Below are 17,457 nucleotides of genomic sequence, written 5' to 3'. Positions count from 1 at the left end.
CCGATTCAAAATTACTCACAAAACAATCCCGACCACAGACCCCGACAATTAATCGTTGTTGATCAGCCGACCCGCAACGTCATGGCAACACGCTATCGGCACCTGCTCGATGCTGTCAATGTGAGCCGCCACTCTCAACAGCCTTGCAGCTCAGAGCGATTCGGTCACCTCTGCAGGGTGTGACCGGGGTCGGTGCACAGACTTGTCTGTCAATGCGGTCATCGCGCCGCCGTAAGTCAGATCTGTCTCATTCGGCGGCGCGTATTCACTTGGCTACCAAGCCACCGGAAGCGCCTTCGGCCCACGCAACAACATGCCGGTCTTCCATTCGATTTCGGCGGCCGGAATCGCGAGCCGCAATTCCGGGTAGCGTCGCAGCAGTGCGGACAAGGTGACGTCCAATTCGAGCCGCGCCAGGTGCGCCCCCACGCAGTGATGGAATCCGTGCCCGAATGTCAAGTGCGAGTTGTGATGCCGGCTCAGATCCAGGGTACCGGGATTCTCGAATACCGTCTCATCGCGGTTGGCGGCCTGCAGATCGACGAACACCGACTCCCCGGCGCGGATCAGGGTGCCCGACAGTTCGATGTCCTCGGTGGCGATGCGCGGGAACGCGCCGCCGTTGCCGACCTGGACGTAGCGCAGCAGCTCCTCGATGGCGGTCGGGACCAGCCCGGGATCGGCCCGCAGTCGATCCCATTCGCCCGATTCGGTCAGGAGCACGTAGGTGAAGTTGGCGATCTGATTGGCCGTGGTCTCGTGCCCGGCGACCAGCAAGGTGATGCCCAGGGTGATGAGTTCGTCCTCGCTGAGCCGGTCCTCGTCGTCGCGGGCCGCCACCAGCGCGCCGAGCAGGTCGTCGGCCGGTTCGGCGCGCCGCACCGCGATCTGTTCGGTCAGATACCCGGCGACGGCGGCGTAGGCGTTCAGGCGGTCGGTGTCGCTGACCGCGGTCGTGGACATGATGGCGTCGGAGAAGTCGCGGAAGCGATGCTGGTCCTGCGGTGGGACACCGAGCATTTCGCAGATCACGGTGACCGGCAGGGGCAGCGCCAGCGCGTCCACCAGGTCGGCGGGCGAGCCCGCGGCCTCCATGGCGTCCAGCAGCTCCTCGACGATGCGCTCGGCGCGCGGGCGCAGTTCCTGCACGCGGCGGGAGGTGAACGTGGTCATGGTCAGCTTGCGCAGCCGGGTCAGCTCCGGCGGGTCCATGCTGGTCGGAATATTCGGCAGCGCAGGGGTTTCCCGCACCCGGGGCACATCCAGCCGCCCGACGGTGGCGGCGCGACTGAACCGGGCGTCGCTGAGCACCGAGCGCACGTCCGCGTAGCGGGTGACGAGCCAGGCTTCACCGCCGAAGGGCAGTAGCACGCGGGAAATCGGTTCCTCGCGTTGCAGTTTCGCCACCAGCGGGGGCGGATCGAGCCGGACCGGCTCGCCGAACGGATAGGGGCGGGCTTCGGTGTGTGTGGTCACGCGGTACTCCCTAGTCTCGAGAGCCCGACATTAGTTGTCCGGGAACACTTCCGCTGTGCGGTCAGCGGCAGCGGACCGGCAGTTCGGTGAGGCCGCGGATCACCACGCTGGGCCGCCAGCGCAGCTGCGCGGGATCGGTGGCGAGGGTGAGGGCGGGGAAGCGGGTGAGCAGGCGGCTCAGCGCGATATCGGTCTCCAAGCGGGCCAGCGGCGCGCCGAGGCAGAAGTGGGCGCCGTAGCCGAAGGCGATGTGGTGGTTGTCGATTCGGTCCGGGTGGAAGGTGTCGGGGTCCGCGAACCGGCCGTGATCCCGATTGCCCGCGCCGAGGGAGACCATGATGAGCTCACCGGCCTCGATCCGGACGTCGGCCAGGGTGAGCGGGGTGGTGGTGTAGCGGAACGTGGTGATGTGCACCGGGCTGTGATAGCGCAGCACTTCCTCGCGGAAAGCCTTGGTGGCCGGTGGATCCGTGGCGATCGACTGGCGGACCCGGGCATCGTCGGGCAGGGCCAGGACGCAGTTGGCGATCAGGTTCACCGTGGTCTCGTGCCCGGCGATGAGCAGCAGCAGCGCGTTCGACCGGAGCTCGTCGGGGCTGAGCCGATCGCCCGCCTCGGTCGCGCGGATCAAACCCGACAGCAGGTCGGCGCCGCTGTCGCTGCGCCGCTCGGCGATCAGGTCGTCGAGGTATTTCGCCAATTGCGTGTTGGCGTCGGCCTTGGCGGCGTGGCTCTGCGCGGTCACCAACTCGCTCGACCAGAGCTGGAAGTCGGTGCGGTCGGCGGCGGGCACGCCGAGCAGTTCGCAGATGACGGTGATGGGCAACGGGAAGGCATACTGCCGTAGCAGATCGACCGTCTCGCCGGGGGCGATGGTGTCGAGCAGCTCGTCGGCGAGCGCGGTGATGCGCGGTGCCAGCGCGGCGACCGCGGCAGGGGTGAAGGCTCGATCCACCAGCTTCCGCATGCGGGTGTGGTGGGGCGGATCGGTATTGAGCATGTGCTGACTGTTGCCGGGGTCGGCGATGGTCGCCCCGCCGACCAGTCGGTTGTCACCGGCGACGGCCCGCAGGCCCTTGCTGATCGTCGGCTCGCTCAACACCTGGCGCGCGAGCGTGTAATCGGTGACGAGCCAACCGATCACGCCGTGCGGGAACCGGACGTGTTGGACGGGTCCGCGCTCCCGCAGCCGTCCATAGGTCGTGTGCGGGTCCTGGAAGAACTCGTCGGTCAAGACGATCGGCTGCTCGTCGATCAAGACAACTCCCGAAGGTGGACGCGTTCGCAGCGGAGAACGGGCCCGGCGACAAGGGCGGACCCGACAGTCAGAATAGGCCGTTCCGGCCGCCGAGCAGCGGGATTCACCGCGGGCGGTGCCGCTGCCCCGGTTGCCGGGTGTCGCCACTGATTCCGGAGCGGCTGAGCTATCGTCGGTTTGATATTGCTGGCGGTTAGCCAGTCCATTCAGGGAAGGCGGTTCGGCGTGATCAGTGCGGCCTCGGAGGCGGTTTCGGGGAACCCGGCTCCCTTCACCTGGGTGACCGCGGTATCGATGCTCGTGTTCTGCGCGATCCTGTGGGTCATCGTCGACTACATGCGGGTGCATCCGCGGCCGGCGATGTGGGTGTGGGGGCTGTCGCTGCTGACGTTTCCGCTCTGGATCTGGGGACCGGGACGCGATATCGGGCTGGTGAACTGGTTCTCCTGGGCCAAGATCCTGTCGGTGCTGATTCCGCTGACCATCGTCGGGGCCATGCGCATCGCGGTCGCCGAGCAACGCGTGGGCCGGATCTGGGACATCCTGCGCAATCCGCGGTTCCTGTGGTTCCCCTACGCGATCCTGTTCCTGAACATCGCCGAGGCCACGCTGCGCGACGCGGAGATCGGCAACTACTGGAACGCCGCCGTCGGACTCGGACTGTGCCTGACGATTCCGTACTCGCCGCGCTTCTGGGAGATCCTGCCCGGCCGCAACGCCGAACTGGTCGCCTACACGACCATGGCCTGGAACTTCCTCTACACCACCTGGAATCTCTGCTTCACGTTCGGCGGCTACCCGCCCGAGGAGGAGCACTTCGCCGCCAGCATCTGCATCCTCGCGGTCGCCGAGATCTACCCGCTGGTCAAGGGCCGGCCCGAGCTGTACATCATGGCGCGCATCTACACGCTGCCGGTACTCATGCTGGCGATCGCGATCTACAACATCTTCCCGAAGGTCATGCCGTCGGACGGCTGGTTCAACAACGATGTCTGGATCGTCTGGGGCATAGTCAATTTCGCGCTCACCGTGCCGTATCTGTTCTGGTACACCTGGCAGCTCGAGTCCGACCGCTCGTTCATCTCGTTCCGCCGCGGCAAGGCCCGCCAGGAGTTCGTGCGGCTGCACGGTGACACCATCGATCAGCTGATGGAGATCAACCTGTCCCTCGATGCCGCAGTCGACAACCACGGCCGCACCCGGACTCGCGGACCGCAACCGCCCCGCCCGTTCCCGGCGCCGGATACCGTCGATCCCCGATGACCGCCGCCGATCCCGTCACCCGGATGCCCGCCGCGTTCCTCGGCCACGGCAGCCCGATGAACGCCCTGGAACGCAACCGCTACACCGAGGCCTGGCAGACCTTCGGCAGCAGCGTGCCCCGCCCGCGCGCGATCCTGATCGTGTCCGCACACTGGTACATCAACGCCACCGCGGTGACCACGATGGCGTACCCGCGCACCATCCACGACTTCTACGGCTTCCCGCCCGAGCTGTTCGCCGTACAGTACCCGGCCCCCGGTCTGCCCGCGCTGTTCGAGGAAGTCAGCGAGGCGGTGAAACCGAACTGGGTCGGCGCGGACACCGACAGCTGGGGCATCGACCACGGGTCCTGGTCGGTGCTGCGGCACGCCTTCCCCGACGCCGACATCCCGGTGGTGCAGCTCAGCATCAACGCCGACAAGCCGCTCGAATACCACCTCGAGCTCGGCATCCGGCTGAACGCGCTGCGCGAGAGCGGGATTCTGATCGTGGCCAGCGGCAATGTGGTGCACAATCTGCGCGGCATGGATCCCAGCCGCCCGGACACCGGCTTCGACTGGGCCCAGCGCTTCGACGAGGCCGCTCGGAACATCATGCTGACCCGGCCCGCCGACGCGCTGGCACTGACCGACCAGCGCGACTACGGACTCGCGGTGCCGACCCCGGATCACTTCATCCCGTTGCTGTACCTGGCCGGTCTGGCCGCCGCCTCCTCCGAGGGCGCGGGCACGCTGATCGACGGCTACAGCTACGGCTCATTGTCGATGACGGCCTACACCCTCGGAATCTCGTGTCCCGGAGCGGATTCCGGCTCCGGCGGCGCGGCCGAGCTGCCCGACGGTGTGCCCGCGGACGGCACGAACATCTGAGTTCCGTTCGCGCGCAAGGTGTTCAGGCCAGACGGGCCCGGGCCCCCGGCGAGTTGCTGCCGGGCAGCGAGCCGTCGGCGAACATCTCGGCGGCGGTCCGGCGGGCGGCGGTGAACACCAGCGGGGCGACCCGCCGCAGTTCGAGTTCGCCGCGCGTGGCCACCGAGATCGCGGCGATCGGGCCGTCCGGGCCCAGCACCGGGGCGGCCACGGTGCTGATGCCCATCTCGCACGCCGTCCCCAGCGACACCGCCAGCCCGTTGCGCTGACGCACCCGGTACAGGTCGGCCAGCACCGCGCGCCGGCGGGCGATCGGCCGAACGGCGGAGCTGCGCAGCGGCATCCGCAGCACCCGGTCGGCGTCCTCGGGCGCCAGCGAGGCCAGCAACGCCAGTCCGCACACGGTTTGGGTGGCGTCGATCCGGGTGCCGACCTTGGAGGGAATCGTCGCGGCCAGCGCGCCGCCGACCTTGTCGAGGTAGTGGACCGTATTGCCCTCGAGCACTCCGAGGTGGACGACCGCGCCCGTCGCCACGTGCAGGTCCGACAGCGCGGCGGAGGCCGCGGCCCGGATGTCCTCGCAGTCGGTGATCCGGGCCAGCCGCCGGGTGCGCGCACCCAGCCGGTAACCCTGCTCGTCGTGAATCAGCCACTGCAGCTCGGTCAGCTGGCAGGCCAGGCGGAAGGTGGTGGACCGCGGCAGTCCGGTGCGGTCGGTGATGTCCTCGAGCCGCAGGGTTTCGCGGCCGCTGTCGAAGGCGTCGAGGATGGCCGACATGCGCTCGATGACCCCGGAGCGCGATTCCCGAATGGCGGTGTCGCCGCTTACGCGCGGCTGGTCCGTCACCGTCATGCACATCCTTCCACCAAGCTTCGCTCCACCGCAGCGTACGACGCGGCGGCGCGGGGCGGAATACGTGGCGACCGATTGGTTCGGATGGGCTACTTCGACGCCTCGGGCGGTGTCTGCACGTCGTAGCGGCGCACATAGGCCGACAGGAAGGCCTGCGCGGTGGCCGTCACCGGGATCGCCAGCAGTGCGCCGGTCGCGCCGAACAGGGCCGCACCCGCCAGCACCGCGCCGAAGGCGACCGCGGGATGCATGTCCAGCGTCGTCGCGGTGATGCGCGGCTGCAGCACGTAGTTCTCGAATTGCTGGTACACGACGATGAATCCGAGAATCCACAGGGCGGACCGCGGATTGTGCGCCAGCGCCACCACCACCGGCAGGGCCCCGGCGAGATAGGTGCCGACGGTCGGAATGAACTGCGACACCACGCCCACCCACAACGCCAGCGCGAACGCCGACGGGATCCCCAGCACCCGCATCGCCGCGTAGTGCGCCAATGCCGAGCAGGCCGCGAGCAGAGCCCGCGAATAGAGGTAGCCACCGGTTTTCTCGACCGCGATATCCCAGGCGCGCAACACGTGCAGCTGCCGTTGCGGCGGCAGCAGCGAGCACACCGCGTTGCGGAACCGGGGTCCGTCGGCGGCGAAGTAGAAGGTGAACAACAACACGCCCAGCCCCTGGAACAGCACGCCCAGCGCGGTGGTGCCGATGCCCCACACGTCGTCGGCCAGATCCAGCGCCCAGGCTTGGAGTTTCGAACTGATCTCCGAGGTGCGGTCGGTGATGTCGGTGACCGAGAGCTCGGTGTGGAAGGTGTCGTTGATCCAGGTGACCACGCTCTGGATGTCGTGCGGCAGGTTCCCGATCAGCGAGGACACCTGGTTGACCACCAATTCGCCCATGGTCCAGACGAATCCGACCAGCACCACGGTGACGATCGCGAATACCGCACCGGTCGCCGCGCCGCGCTTCCAGCCGCGCGCGGCCAGCCAGTTCACGGCGGGCTCGATCGCGAACGCCAGGAACAGCGACACCACCAGCACCGTCAGCAGCCCCTGCAGGCGGGTCAGCGCCCAGAAGGTCACCACGATGCCCGCGACCGTGGCGGCCGCGAGCAGGTAGGCGCGCGGCAGCCAGGCCGGAATCACCGAGGCGACCAACGCATCGGGCCGGATTCCGGCGTCACCGTTGTCCTCGGTTGTCGTCTCGCCGTCCCCGGCGTCGGTCGTGTCAGCGGGCACCCCGCCAACCTAACGGCGACCGACCCCGCCGGCCCGGCCCGGCCCCGCGTGTTGCCGACCGAAAACCGGCGGTGCGGAGTTCTGCGCCGCGAGGTTTCCGTACCGGCCCGATCCAGCGGGCCGATACCGCTGTCGATCAGGACCCCGTGCGGGCGAGGAACTCCCGGATCAGGGCGGCGATCTCGGGGCCGTGGGTTTCGAGGGCGAAATGGCCGGCGTCGAGCAGGTGGAGTTCGGCGTCGGGCAGGTCGCGCAGGTAGGCGCGAGCGCCGTCCGCGCCGAAGATCTCGTCGTGTTCGCCCCAGGTGATCAGGACCGGCGGGCGATGCTCGGCGAAGTATTTCTGGAAGGCCGGATAGCCGTCCAGGTTGAACTGGTAGTCCCAGAACAGCTGGAGCTGAATCTCCTTGTTGCCCGGGCGATCCAGGTAGGCCTGGTCCAGGGTCCAGCCATCGGGGTTGACCAGGGCCTTGCGGTCGTCGGGCACGCCGTGCAGGTGCTGCCATCGAGTGGCGTCGGCCTCGAGCAGCTGTCGAACCGCGGGCTCGTTGGCAGCGCGGTCCTTTGCGTGCGCGAAGAGGATGTCCCAGAACGGGGTGAAGCCCTCGAGGTAGGCATTGCCGCTCTGGGTGATGATCGCGGTGACGCGCTCGGGATGCGCCGCGGCGATCCGCAGTCCGATGGGAGCCCCGTAGTCGTGGATGTAGAGGGTGAATCGATCGATGCCCAGGGCGTCGAGCAGGCCCTCGGTGATCTCGGTGAGTTTGTCGAAGCTGTAGTCGAATTCGCCGGCCTGCGGCATGGCCGAGCGGCCGAAGCCGATGTGGTCGGGGGCGATGAGGTGGAAGTCGTCGCCCAGGTCGTGCATCAGGGTCGCGAACATGGCCGAGCTGCTGGGGAATCCGTGCAGCAGGACCAGGGTGGGCCGGGTGGGATCGCCCGCCTCCCGGTAGAAGACGGGCAGGCCCTGGACCTCGATGGTGTGGTGGCGCACGGCAGTCATGTTCTCGGCCTTCCGTTTACGTCCCGATCAGTCTTTCTAACCGGTTGTTGACACTTAGAAGGTTATAAAGACTGCGCATGTTCCCGTGCTCACCGAATTCGAGTGTGAGATCGCCGTCACACCGCGGCCGGGCTCACGGCCTGACTTGCGACCACAGCCGCAAATAGACCTCCGCACCGTGGAAGACATCGGTCATGATCTCCGGGCCGCCGAGAACCCGGACCGCCTCGAGCCAGTCGGCGTAGGCGCCGTAGGTCGCGGTGCCGTCGGTGCCGAGGTCGAAAGTGCGGTCGCCCCAACGCTCCCGGTCGAAGGTGACCGCGCCGTCGTGGGAGGTGAAGGGGTACCGCACGATGCCCGGTCCCGCGGGTCCGCCCTGGGGGCCGAGGCCGTTCATGTCCGAGCCGAAGCCGTAGCCGAAATCGCCGCCGGGGCGGTGCATCCCGCGCGCCTTCTGCCAGGAGGCCACGAATCCGGCCGGGCCGCCCGCGTACGGGGTGGCGAAACCGCCCACGGCATAGACGCGTTCGAGGGTGCGGTCGGAATCCCAGCCGTGCGAGGACAGCACGCCGGGATAGTGGCGCTGCTCGATGATGGACATGACCGAGTCCGCGGTGGCCTCGCTCATGTGATCGACCTCGATGAGGAAGCCCTGGTCGATCATCTTGTTGATCAGGTACTTGCCCAGCTCGGTCAATCCGCGCGCGTTGCACTGGGTTCCGGCCGGGTACAGGGGGAGCGGCACGCCGCCCAGCAGCGGGCCGGTGACCTTGCCGAGGAGCTGGTTGAGGTCACCGGCGATCGGCACCGAGGGCTGCGGGTTGTCGTGGCCGGGACCGGTGCAGGGCTGCACATTCCAGAACGTGCCGGTCTGTACGAAGTTTCCGGCGTTCACCAGCAGACCCGTGGTGTTGGAGTCCATCTTGGTGCCGCCGAAGGCATTGTCGAACTTGTGGACCGGGAAGAAGCTGCTCACCCCGAGCGCACGCAACTCGGTCAGCCAGCGGTCGACATCGGCGGTGCCGCACTTGGGCTGGCCGAGGAACACGCCGCAGCCCATGGGATCCGACAGTTCCATGCCGAGGACGACGGCGAGCTTGCCCGACGCCGCGACCCGGCGCGCCTCGGCGGGGTCGGTGACGATCCGGAAGAAACCCCGGCCCGGGCCACCGGCCTGCGCGTCGATGTAGTCCTGCAGCGCGCGCATGTCGGCCGCCTGGGTGCGCACCGAAGTCATATCGGTACAGGGGTTCCGGCGATCGGTCATCATCATGCACAGCGACTCGTTGTCGACCAGGTCCACGGTCATCACCCGCAGACCCGCCTTCCAGCTGCGCTGAATGCTGGTCCAATAGGTGCCTTCGGTGCTGAGCTTGGACGGTTCGGGCCAGTCGCGGAAGCTGGGCCAGCCGGCCGGGTCGGACTGCCGGGCGCCACCGTAGTCCAGGAAATCGGCGACCAGGCCGTTGGTTCCGGTGCGGTAGGACCCGCAGTCGGGCAGCGCGTAGGTCACACCGTAGGGATGCCACGGTCTGCCGCAATGGAAGTCGCCGCCCAGGAACTCGTAGGCCGAGACGTGCACGTGCGCGTCGATGGTGCCGACGATCGAACCGTCCGGGCCCACGCTCGGGCCCGGGGTGCCGGTGGCGCCGTCCTGTGCTTCGGGGAAGACTGCGCAGCCGGTGTCGGGGACGAAGGTGGCGGACGTGCTGGTCTTGGTCGCGGCGTTGGTGAGGGTGAATCCGCCTGCGCCGGAACCGTCCACCTTCCAGACCGCGGTGACCGACGGGGTCTGCGCGGGGTGGATCGCGCCCGCCGAGGCGTCGAGGACTTCCTTGTTTCGGCCGTAGAGCAGGTATTCGCCGAGTGCGGTCGCGTGCATCCGGTACGGCCCGGCGGCCTGCGCCAATGGTCCTGCGGGAGTGTCGATTCGGTAGCAGCCGTCGACCAGCGAGTAGCGGGTCCGGCCTGGATCGGGGGCCGGGTCCGCGGCGGCGAATCCGGCGCCGGGCCCGACCGCTCCTGCGGCCAGCAGGACAGTGGCGAGGGCTGGGAGGTACTTCACGCCGACGAAAATACTATGCAACATAGTTTTTGGCGTGCGAATCTCAGATCGTGAGCACGTAGGCGACCGCGGCACTCGCGCCGATCGCGATGATCGAGGCGGCGGGCGCGAGCAGCATCGTCGCCAGCACCCCGAGCGTCGCCCGGCGGCGGGCGGCCGCCCGGGATCGCGGTGGGGCGCACAGACATTCCAGCCGCAACGCCAGCGACTCGTCGACCAGGCCCAGCGCCGTGGTCGTGGAGGTGGTGCGGGCCGCCACGATGCGCAGCGCGGCGGCCAGCGCACGCGGGTCGCCGGCCGCGCGGTCGGCGGCGAGCTCCACCAGCGACGCCATCGCGGCCGGCGCGGCGGCGAACACCGGAATCCACGGAAACGCGCGCGCGAAAACCTGGCAGACACCGAGGATCTGGTGATGGCGGGCACGCAGATGCGCGTGCTCGTGAGCGAGCACCGCCTGCCGCTGCGCGTCGGTCAGGCAGTGGGCCAGCCCATCGGTGACCACCACGTAGCCGCCGCGGCCCGCGACGCTGTAGGCCAGCGGCGCCGGGTGCTCGAGCCACACCAAGTTCGCGTGGGCGGCATCGGCGCGGCCCAGTACCTCGACCAGTTCGTTGTGCTTGCGGCGCAGGGCCGCTCCGCGTCCGCGATGCCCGATGGCGATCCGGGCCAGCTGCCCCGTCGGCGCCGTCAGGCCGATCGCGGTCACCGGGGCGATGAAGCCCGCCGTCCAGGTGACGACGATCGGCTCGATCGCGCCCAGGCAGGCGAGCGCGCTGCCCGCGAAGGACTCGCCCGGGGGATAGCCCGGCCACGCCAGTGCGATCAACGCCAGTGCGACATACCCGAGCGTGGCGGCGAACGCGCCCAGCCAGGCCGCGATCCCGATACTCGGGGCGGCGGCGAAATCGATGCGCGACAACGCCGCCGGCGCGCCCACCGCGACCGCGACGGCCGCCACCAGCAGGGCCGCGATCAGGATCACCGGCGGTGCCGCTCGTCGGAAATGCCCTGCCGCAGCGCCTCGATCTCGTGGGCGCTGGCGGTGCGGGCCAGGTGCAGCAGCACGGCCGGCGCGTCGGGGCTGGCGTCGAGGATCTCGCGCAGCAGGTCGGTGGTCGCCTCGGCGCGGGTGCGGCTGGGCCGGTAACGGTAGGAGCGCCCGACCTTCTCGCGCAGCACCCACTTCTTCTCCCACAGGTGCGTCAGGACCGTCAGCACCGTGGTGTACGCGGGCACCCGCTGGTCGTCGCTGAGCCGCTCGACCACATCGTGCACCGACAGCGTGTCCGCGCTGTCCCAGAGCACGGTCATCACCCGGCTCTCGAGTGCGCCCAGTCCTTTCATCACCCTCCTCGGTTCGCCCGACAAATCTACTATTCTTCATAGTTTTCGCGGGCCGATACCCGTCCTGTGCGGGAATGCCACGGAACCGTCTCTCCGACAGGTACTCTCGATGCGGTGGGACATCGTGTGCTGTTCTCGCTCGTGAGTGTCGTTCTGGCCGCGTGGTGTGCGGTCGTCATACCCGGCAAGGTGGTCGCCGATCCGGGATTGCCGCCGGTGGGCGGGAATTTCTTCTGGGGCGTGTCCAGTTCGGGATTCCAGAGTGAAGGCTTTGCGCCGGACAGCAATTGGAGGCGATATGCCGGATCCGGCCGGGCCGAGAGCTATCTGAACTCCGTCGATTTCCTGCATCGCTACGGTGAGGACATTCAGAATGCGGCCGACCTCGGTGTCGGCGTCTATCGCGTGAGCGTGGAATGGGCGCGCGTGCAGCCGAATCCGGGCGCGTGGGATTTCTCGTTCTACGACAATATGATTGCGCGCATTCGCGCCGCCGGGATGCGGCCGATGATCACCCTCGACCACTGGGTGTTCCCGGGGTGGGCCCTCGACCGCGGCGGCTGGCGCAATCCCGGCATGGTCGAGGACTGGCTGACCAATGCCCGTGCGGTGGTGGACCGCTACGCCGGCGCCGATCCACTGTGGGTCACGTTCAACGAGCCGCTCGCCTATGTGGGAAAAGAGCAGGAGATCGGTGACATCGGCGCCGGCGATGTGGTGCCGATGATCGACCGGATGGTCGCCGCGCACCGCGCGATCTACGACCACATCCACGCGCGGCAGGGCGGCGCGCTGGTCACCAGCAATATCGCCTTCACCGACGTCGGCGCGGACCAGGCCGACACCTCGTTCATCGACCGGATCGCGGACAAGGTCGATTACATCGGCATCGACTACTACTACGGCGGATCGCTCAGCAATCCACCGAATGTGCTCGCGCAGCTCACCGATCAGCCGTCACCGCTGATCCTGGAACCCGACGGCATCTATTATGCGCTGCGCCGATACGCCCATCGATTCCCCGGCCGCCCCCTCTACATCGTCGAGAACGGCATGCCCACCTACGGCGGCTCGGCCACCACCGACGGCATGACCCGCGCCGACAATCTTCGCGACACCGTCTACTGGGTGCAGCGCGCGAAAGCCGACGGCATGGACGTCATCGGCTACAACTACTGGAGCATCACCGACAACTACGAATGGGGCAGCTACGCACCCCGTTTCGGCCTCTACACCGTCGACGTCACCACCGACTCCAGCCTGTCCCGCCGCCCCACACCCGCTGTTCCGGCCTACCGTGACATCGCCCTGTCGGGCGGCGTCCCCGCCGGCTACCTGCCCACCCGCGCCCCGGCCCTGTGTTCCATCCAGGACCTACCCTCGAGCTGCCTGTTCCCGGTCACTGCGCCGGGTCGCTGACCCAGGCCCCATCGTGGACGTTCAACTCGTGCCGCATGGTGTGCCGCAGCCGATCCAGCGCCCGCAGGAACGGCGCGTGCACCGCATGCCACTCCGGTGACCCCGCGGGCCCCCGCCCCACGGTCAGCTGCGTCTCGATCAGCGCCTCCCGGATCTCCCGCAGCCTCCGATAAGCATCGGCCGCATCCTCCCGAACCGCCCTGGACGCCACCAGATCCACCTCATACCCCACTGCCACCAGCGAATACGACCGAAACGCCGCGGTTACGGCCTCCCGCTCCAACGGCGTGGCCCCGTGTAACCCCAACGCCTGCATAGCCGTATCGGTCTGCACCAACGCCGTCAAATACTTCACGTAGATCTCACGCCGCGTATCCCCGAACCGCTGCGCCTTCTCCCGACGCGCCCGCGTCGCATCGATGACCAAGGTGGTCGTCGCCCCCACCACGGCACCACCCAACGTCCCGACGACCGCCAACCACTCCGCTGCCACAACTACCCCCGTCACTACCGGTCGGGCGGCGGGTCGTGGCCCGCGCCCTCACCGAAAGAGTCTAGGCAGCTGCGACATTCGTGCCCGCTGGAGCGGTCAATCCAGGTCGATGCGGATGGACAGGAGGTCGGTGCCGACGAGTCGGACGGCGGTGCTGTTGGCTCGGGGGAGGGAACGGAGGCGGGCGATCGGGTCGTCGTCGGGCATGAGGTGTGCGGTGCCGGTGAGCCAGCGGCCGCGGAGGCGCAGCCGAACTCGGTTGTCGGCCTCGATGTTTCGAACGTATTGGGAGCGGGTGCCGAATTCGGAGACCAACCAGAAGGAGTTCCCGGTGCGGCGGCCGCCGATCGGGGTGATGCGGGGTTGGCCGCTGACCCGGCCCGTGGTTTCCAGCAGGGTCTGGATGGGCAGGCGGCCGAGGATCGGATTGCCCACCCGGCGTTGGAATTCGGTCACCACTGCGTGTTGGATATCGCGCCGGTTCGCCATGTCCTGACGCTACCTCGAGTTGGTGCGTCGAGGAGTTTCCGGTCGGGTCATCAGAAACTCCCCAACGGGTCTTGGTTGTTGAAAATGTATCTGTCGCCGTTGTACCAGGTGACAATCGTCGAGGTGGCGTCGGCGGATAGTTGCCGGCAATAGGACACGCCGGGGAACGGCAGGGACGATGAGTCGCCGTCGCATTGGTAGGTGAAATCGTCGGCGAGTTTCTGCGTTTCGTAGCGCTGGCCGACGCCGCCGTAACTGCGGGGGATCCACACCGAATCGGGGCCGGTGAACACCCACAGGATGCTGCCGAACAGCCAGCTGTAGAAGATGTAGGTCATCGCTATCGCGACCGCGCAAATCACGGTGAGTTGTCTGCTGCGGCGCCGGCGAGATTTCTGCGCCTTGATGGGGTAGGAGCCCGAATCGGAACTGTCCATCAGCGTTGTCCTCCTTGGCGGGAGAGATAACGTGCTCAGCTCATGATATCGGTGCGGCGGCAACCGGGCCGCTGCTTCCGGCCGAACCCAGGTCGAGATGGTTGAGCAGGTTCTGGATGACGACGTACGGGTTCATCGGCTGATCCTTCGATCGGGAAATCCGGGCCAATCCTGTTGTGACTGGCGTCACGGTGTGGTCTCATCAAGATACACGGATACAAAGTGTGTGTCTGTGTATCACGCCAAGTGCAGAGGACATCGGCATGGATGCACACCGTCTGAGCAGACGCGACGCATTGAGAACAGGTACCGGCTTGCTGGGCGTCGCCGGTGCGATGGCACTGACCGCGCGCACCGCGCGAGCCGAACCGTGGAAGTGGTCGCCGGCCGACTCGGTGGTCGGAGTCGGCGGCGGCGCCGACCCGATGACCATCTACGACCCCGACGCCGACTCCGTACTGGCCGATGTCATCCAGCACGCCGACGTGCCGCAGATCAACCGGCTGCTGGCGACCTGGGTCTACAACGACCAGGCCCTGCCCGCCGGCCTGCCGAAAGGGTTGGCGGACTTCATCGAAGACGCACGCCGACTGCCGTCGTGGGCCGACCAGGGCAGGCTGGCCAGTTCCTTCGAATTCACCAAGAAGCGCGGCACCTATCTGGGTGTGCTCTACGCCTTCGCCAGCGGCATGATGTCCACGGTCATTCCGCACGAGGCGCGCGCGGTGTACTACTCGCGCGGCGGCTCACATCTGAAGGAACGCATCGCCAAGACCGCGAAGTTCGGCTACGACATCGGCGCGGTCAACGCCTACGGCGACGGCGGCGAAATGATCGTCACCTGCGTCAAGACCCGGATCATCCACGCCTCCGTGCGGCACCTGCTGCCGCAGTCGCCGCACTGGCCCGCGGACGTCACCCCGATCAGCCAGGACGACCTGATGGTCACCTGGCACAGCCTGGCCACCACCATCATGCGCACCCTCACCGCGTGGAAGCTGCCCATCCCCGCCGCGGAATCCGATGGCTACCTGCACAGTTGGCAGTTGGCCGCGCACCTGCTCGGCATCCGCGACGAGTACATCCCCTCGACCTGGGATCAGGCCAACGCCCAGGCGGCACAGCAACTCGACCCGATCCTGGCCCCCACCGCGGAGGGTCACGACCTGGCCGATCAGCTGCTCAACCTGGGCGCGGACCTCGACCTGACCCTGTTGAGCCGCGGCATCCTGGGCGCGTTCACCCGATTCATCATGGGAGACAAGGTCGCCGACTGGCTCACCATCCCCCGGGAGCCAGTGTGGAGCCCGCTGCTCGAGGTCGCGTGGGGGCCGTACGTGGCGGTCCGGGAGGGCGTGCTGGCGGTGGCGCCGGTGGTCGACGCCCCCTACTGGATGTTCGACGAGTTCCTGCGGCAGTTCGTGCTCTGGTACATGTCCGAGCTGCGGATGCCGTTGAGCATCGAAATCCCGCTCACCAACCGCTGATTCGCCCACCGGCGCGGGGACGGCGAGCGCGTTGCCGGCTCGCCGTCCCCACCACCTCCGGACTCGAGGAAACAGCTAACGTATCCGCGTATCGGCAACGATGTGGAGACGTGAAACGCGATCAGGAGGACGCCGTGGAACCCGCGCCGCGCGCGAAGGAGCTCCCGCTCGGCCCATCGCTGATCGAACGCGCCTACCTGCAGGCCGTCGAACAGGTCGATGACGACGACGGCATGCGGACCCGCATCCTCGACGCGGCCGACGAACAATTCCGCCGCTGGGGTGTGCAGCGTTCGACGATGGAGGACGTGGCCCGCACCGCGGGCGTCTCCCGGATCACCGTCTACCGGCGCTTCAGCACCAAGGAAGAGCTCGTCGAACGCGTCATCCTGCGGGAATTCCGCCGGTACTTCGATACTTTCCTGGTCGACATCGCCGCGGCCGCCGATGTGGGGGAGCGCGTCGTCGTCGGATTCGTGAGTTCGCTGCGCGCCTTGCGGGGCAATCCGCTGATCGGCGCGCTGATCACCGCCGAACCGGACTACTTCGTGAGTTCGCTGGTGGGAGACGGCGGCCGGGCGGTCGCCATGGTCCGCGAATTCGTGGCCCGGCAACTGGGCCAGGAGCAGCGCGCGGGCACCATCTCCGCGGACCTGCGGGTCGAGCTGGTCGCCGAGCTGATGGTCCGAATCTGCGCTTCCTTCCTGGCGATTCCGAGCCAGGTCGTCGACCTCGACGATGACGAACAGCTCGCGGCGATCGCCCGGCAGTTCCTGCTCCCCATGCTCGACCCGCCGGGCGCCGGCCGCACCGCCCCGGATGCCTGATCGATGGACCACGGTATGGATCCGCGCGATATCGAACTGCGCGACATCGAGATCTTCTTGACGCTGTCCGACGAACTGCATTTCGGCCGCACCGCGGAACGGCTCTACATTTCGCAGGCCCGGGTCAGTCAGGTGATCCGGAAGATCGAAACCCAGGTCGGCGGAAAGCTTTTCGAGCGCTCCAGCCGCAATGTCGCGCTCACCCCGATCGGGCGGCGGCTCGCCGAGGACCTGCACATCACCTACCGCGATCTGCGCGCCGGCCTGGGCCGGGCGGCGCGCGCCGCCCGGCACGGTGAGGACGGCCTGCTGCGGATCGGGGTGACCAGCAGCAGCCTCGCCGAGATCCGGCCGCTGCTGAAGATCTTCGAAGCCCAGCACCCGAACTGCAGCATCCACATCGAGCACGTCCACTTCGGCAACCCCTTCGGAGCGCTGCGCGCCGACGAGATCGACGTCCTGGTCAGCTGGCTGCCCATCGAGGAACCCGACCTGACCGTCGGCCCCACCCTCTACGAGGAACCGTTCATGCTCCTCGTCGGCGCGGATCACCCACTGGCGGACCGGGAATCGGCCACCTACGAAGACCTCGCCGACTACGGCGTCTTCGGCGCGGGCACCGACCCCGCTCGCCAACCACCCGACTACTGGCAGAGCGCGATCACCCCGTTCACCACCCCCAGTGGCCGCACCATCCGCCGCGTCGTCCACGCCGACAACTTCCAGGACGCGATCATGCTCGTCGCGGCGGGCAAGGCCATCACCCCCGTCCACGCCCACGCCGCCATCCACTACGCCCGCCCCGACGTCACCTACATCCCGATGCCGGACGCCCCACCCGCCCGCTGGGCCCTGATCTGGCGTCGAGGCGGCGAAACCGACCTCATCCGAGACCTGGCCGCCATCGCCGCCGCCGGATAGGCCGGAGACGGGCGG

General features: G+C 67.9%; 17 protein-coding genes. 6 read left to right on the top strand and 11 right to left on the bottom strand.

Annotation, left to right across the window (positions count from 1 at the left end; translation table 11 throughout):
* Positions 1-273: 273 nt before the first annotated feature.
* On the bottom strand, positions 274-1,476 hold the full coding sequence (locus tag ACYVKL_RS02200; RefSeq protein ID WP_379170610.1) for a cytochrome P450: 1,203 nt from the start codon (positions 1,474-1,476) through the stop codon (positions 274-276).
* 61 nt (positions 1,477-1,537) lie between these two features.
* Positions 1,538-2,734 carry a cytochrome P450 family protein gene (locus tag ACYVKL_RS02195; RefSeq protein WP_379170608.1) on the bottom strand — a complete coding sequence of 399 codons (1,197 nt, stop codon included), beginning with the start codon at positions 2,732-2,734 and terminating at the stop codon, positions 1,538-1,540.
* Positions 2,735-2,959: 225 nt separating this feature from the next.
* Between ACYVKL_RS02195 and ACYVKL_RS02190 the strand changes: the two genes are divergently transcribed.
* Positions 2,960-3,997, top strand: a complete 1,038-nt coding sequence (locus ACYVKL_RS02190) for a hypothetical protein (protein WP_379170606.1) — start codon at positions 2,960-2,962, stop codon at positions 3,995-3,997.
* Positions 3,998-4,020: 23 nt separating this feature from the next.
* Positions 4,021-4,866, top strand: coding sequence for a 4,5-DOPA-extradiol-dioxygenase (ygiD, locus tag ACYVKL_RS02185; RefSeq protein ID WP_379170676.1), 846 nt, complete (start codon positions 4,021-4,023; stop codon positions 4,864-4,866).
* A 22-nt stretch (positions 4,867-4,888) separates the two neighbouring features.
* On the opposite strand, the gene ACYVKL_RS02180 is transcribed toward ygiD, so the two are convergent.
* The 6 genes from ACYVKL_RS02180 to ACYVKL_RS02155 all read right to left on the bottom strand — a co-directional run bounded on the left by ACYVKL_RS02180 (position 4,889) and on the right by ACYVKL_RS02155 (position 11,369).
* Positions 4,889-5,719 carry an IclR family transcriptional regulator gene (locus ACYVKL_RS02180; RefSeq protein ID WP_379170604.1) on the bottom strand — a complete coding sequence of 277 codons (831 nt, stop codon included), beginning with the start codon at positions 5,717-5,719 and terminating at the stop codon, positions 4,889-4,891.
* Between the two features lie 89 nt (positions 5,720-5,808).
* Entirely contained in the window at positions 5,809-6,957 is a 1,149-nt protein-coding gene (locus ACYVKL_RS02175) for an AI-2E family transporter (RefSeq protein WP_379170602.1), read from the bottom strand.
* Positions 6,958-7,093: 136 nt separating this feature from the next.
* Positions 7,094-7,960 carry an alpha/beta fold hydrolase gene (locus tag ACYVKL_RS02170; protein ID WP_379170600.1) on the bottom strand — a complete coding sequence of 289 codons (867 nt, stop codon included), beginning with the start codon at positions 7,958-7,960 and terminating at the stop codon, positions 7,094-7,096.
* Positions 7,961-8,093: 133 nt separating this feature from the next.
* Positions 8,094-10,025, bottom strand: a complete 1,932-nt coding sequence (locus tag ACYVKL_RS02165) for a peptidase (RefSeq protein ID WP_379170598.1) — start codon at positions 10,023-10,025, stop codon at positions 8,094-8,096.
* A gap of 43 nt (positions 10,026-10,068) precedes the next feature.
* Positions 10,069-11,007 (bottom strand): M56 family metallopeptidase, encoded by a 939-nt coding sequence (locus tag ACYVKL_RS02160; RefSeq protein ID WP_379170596.1) that lies wholly within the window; start codon positions 11,005-11,007, stop codon positions 10,069-10,071.
* Positions 11,004-11,369 (bottom strand): BlaI/MecI/CopY family transcriptional regulator, encoded by a 366-nt coding sequence (locus tag ACYVKL_RS02155; RefSeq protein WP_379170594.1) that lies wholly within the window; start codon positions 11,367-11,369, stop codon positions 11,004-11,006. The genes ACYVKL_RS02160 and ACYVKL_RS02155 overlap by 4 nt, the downstream gene beginning before the upstream one ends.
* A 114-nt stretch (positions 11,370-11,483) precedes the next feature.
* Here ACYVKL_RS02155 and ACYVKL_RS02150 point away from each other — a divergent pair, with 114 nt between their 5' ends.
* Positions 11,484-12,788: a family 1 glycosylhydrolase gene (locus tag ACYVKL_RS02150; protein WP_379170592.1), complete on the top strand. Its 1,305-nt coding sequence runs from the start codon at positions 11,484-11,486 to the stop codon at positions 12,786-12,788.
* Here the strand turns inward: ACYVKL_RS02150 and ACYVKL_RS02145 are convergent.
* The 3 genes from ACYVKL_RS02145 to ACYVKL_RS02135 form a co-directional block, all read right to left on the bottom strand.
* Positions 12,769-13,281 carry a hypothetical protein gene (locus tag ACYVKL_RS02145; protein ID WP_379170590.1) on the bottom strand — a complete coding sequence of 171 codons (513 nt, stop codon included), beginning with the start codon at positions 13,279-13,281 and terminating at the stop codon, positions 12,769-12,771. The genes ACYVKL_RS02150 and ACYVKL_RS02145 overlap by 20 nt on opposite strands.
* Positions 13,282-13,377: 96 nt before the next feature.
* Positions 13,378-13,770: a nitroreductase/quinone reductase family protein gene (locus ACYVKL_RS02140; RefSeq protein ID WP_379170588.1), complete on the bottom strand. Its 393-nt coding sequence runs from the start codon at positions 13,768-13,770 to the stop codon at positions 13,378-13,380.
* Between the two features lie 50 nt (positions 13,771-13,820).
* The gene (locus ACYVKL_RS02135; protein WP_379170586.1) at positions 13,821-14,207 is read right to left on the bottom strand and encodes a hypothetical protein; all 387 of its coding nucleotides are present in this window, start codon (positions 14,205-14,207) and stop codon (positions 13,821-13,823) included.
* A 263-nt stretch (positions 14,208-14,470) separates the two neighbouring features.
* Between ACYVKL_RS02135 and ACYVKL_RS02130 the strand changes: the two genes are divergently transcribed.
* From ACYVKL_RS02130 to ACYVKL_RS02120, 3 genes are all read left to right on the top strand, one after another.
* The gene (locus ACYVKL_RS02130) at positions 14,471-15,694 is read left to right on the top strand and encodes an oxygenase MpaB family protein (protein ID WP_379170585.1); all 1,224 of its coding nucleotides are present in this window, start codon (positions 14,471-14,473) and stop codon (positions 15,692-15,694) included.
* A 110-nt stretch (positions 15,695-15,804) separates the two neighbouring features.
* Entirely contained in the window at positions 15,805-16,521 is a 717-nt protein-coding gene (locus ACYVKL_RS02125) for a TetR/AcrR family transcriptional regulator (RefSeq protein ID WP_379170583.1), read from the top strand.
* Positions 16,522-16,536: 15 nt separating this feature from the next.
* On the top strand, positions 16,537-17,442 hold the full coding sequence (locus tag ACYVKL_RS02120; protein WP_379170581.1) for a LysR family transcriptional regulator: 906 nt from the start codon (positions 16,537-16,539) through the stop codon (positions 17,440-17,442).
* Positions 17,443-17,457 lie beyond the last annotated feature (15 nt).

Source organism: Nocardia tengchongensis (assembly GCF_054781395.1).
Note: the sequence above shows the minus strand (reverse complement) of the source record. Positions and strands in the feature narration are given on the sequence as shown.

Coding starts and splice junctions, on each gene's coding strand:
- ygiD (WP_379170676.1), top strand. CDS start 4,021: ATGCCCGCCGCGTTCCTCGGCCACGGCAGCCCGATGAACGCCCTGGAA.
- ACYVKL_RS02180 (WP_379170604.1), bottom strand. CDS start 5,719: ATGACGGTGACGGACCAGCCGCGCGTAAGCGGCGACACCGCCATTCGG.
- ACYVKL_RS02170 (WP_379170600.1), bottom strand. CDS start 7,960: ATGACTGCCGTGCGCCACCACACCATCGAGGTCCAGGGCCTGCCCGTC.
- ACYVKL_RS02155 (WP_379170594.1), bottom strand. CDS start 11,369: ATGAAAGGACTGGGCGCACTCGAGAGCCGGGTGATGACCGTGCTCTGG.
- ACYVKL_RS02140 (WP_379170588.1), bottom strand. CDS start 13,770: ATGGCGAACCGGCGCGATATCCAACACGCAGTGGTGACCGAATTCCAA.
- ACYVKL_RS02135 (WP_379170586.1), bottom strand. CDS start 14,207: ATGGACAGTTCCGATTCGGGCTCCTACCCCATCAAGGCGCAGAAATCT.
- ACYVKL_RS02130 (WP_379170585.1), top strand. CDS start 14,471: ATGGATGCACACCGTCTGAGCAGACGCGACGCATTGAGAACAGGTACC.
- ACYVKL_RS02120 (WP_379170581.1), top strand. CDS start 16,537: ATGGATCCGCGCGATATCGAACTGCGCGACATCGAGATCTTCTTGACG.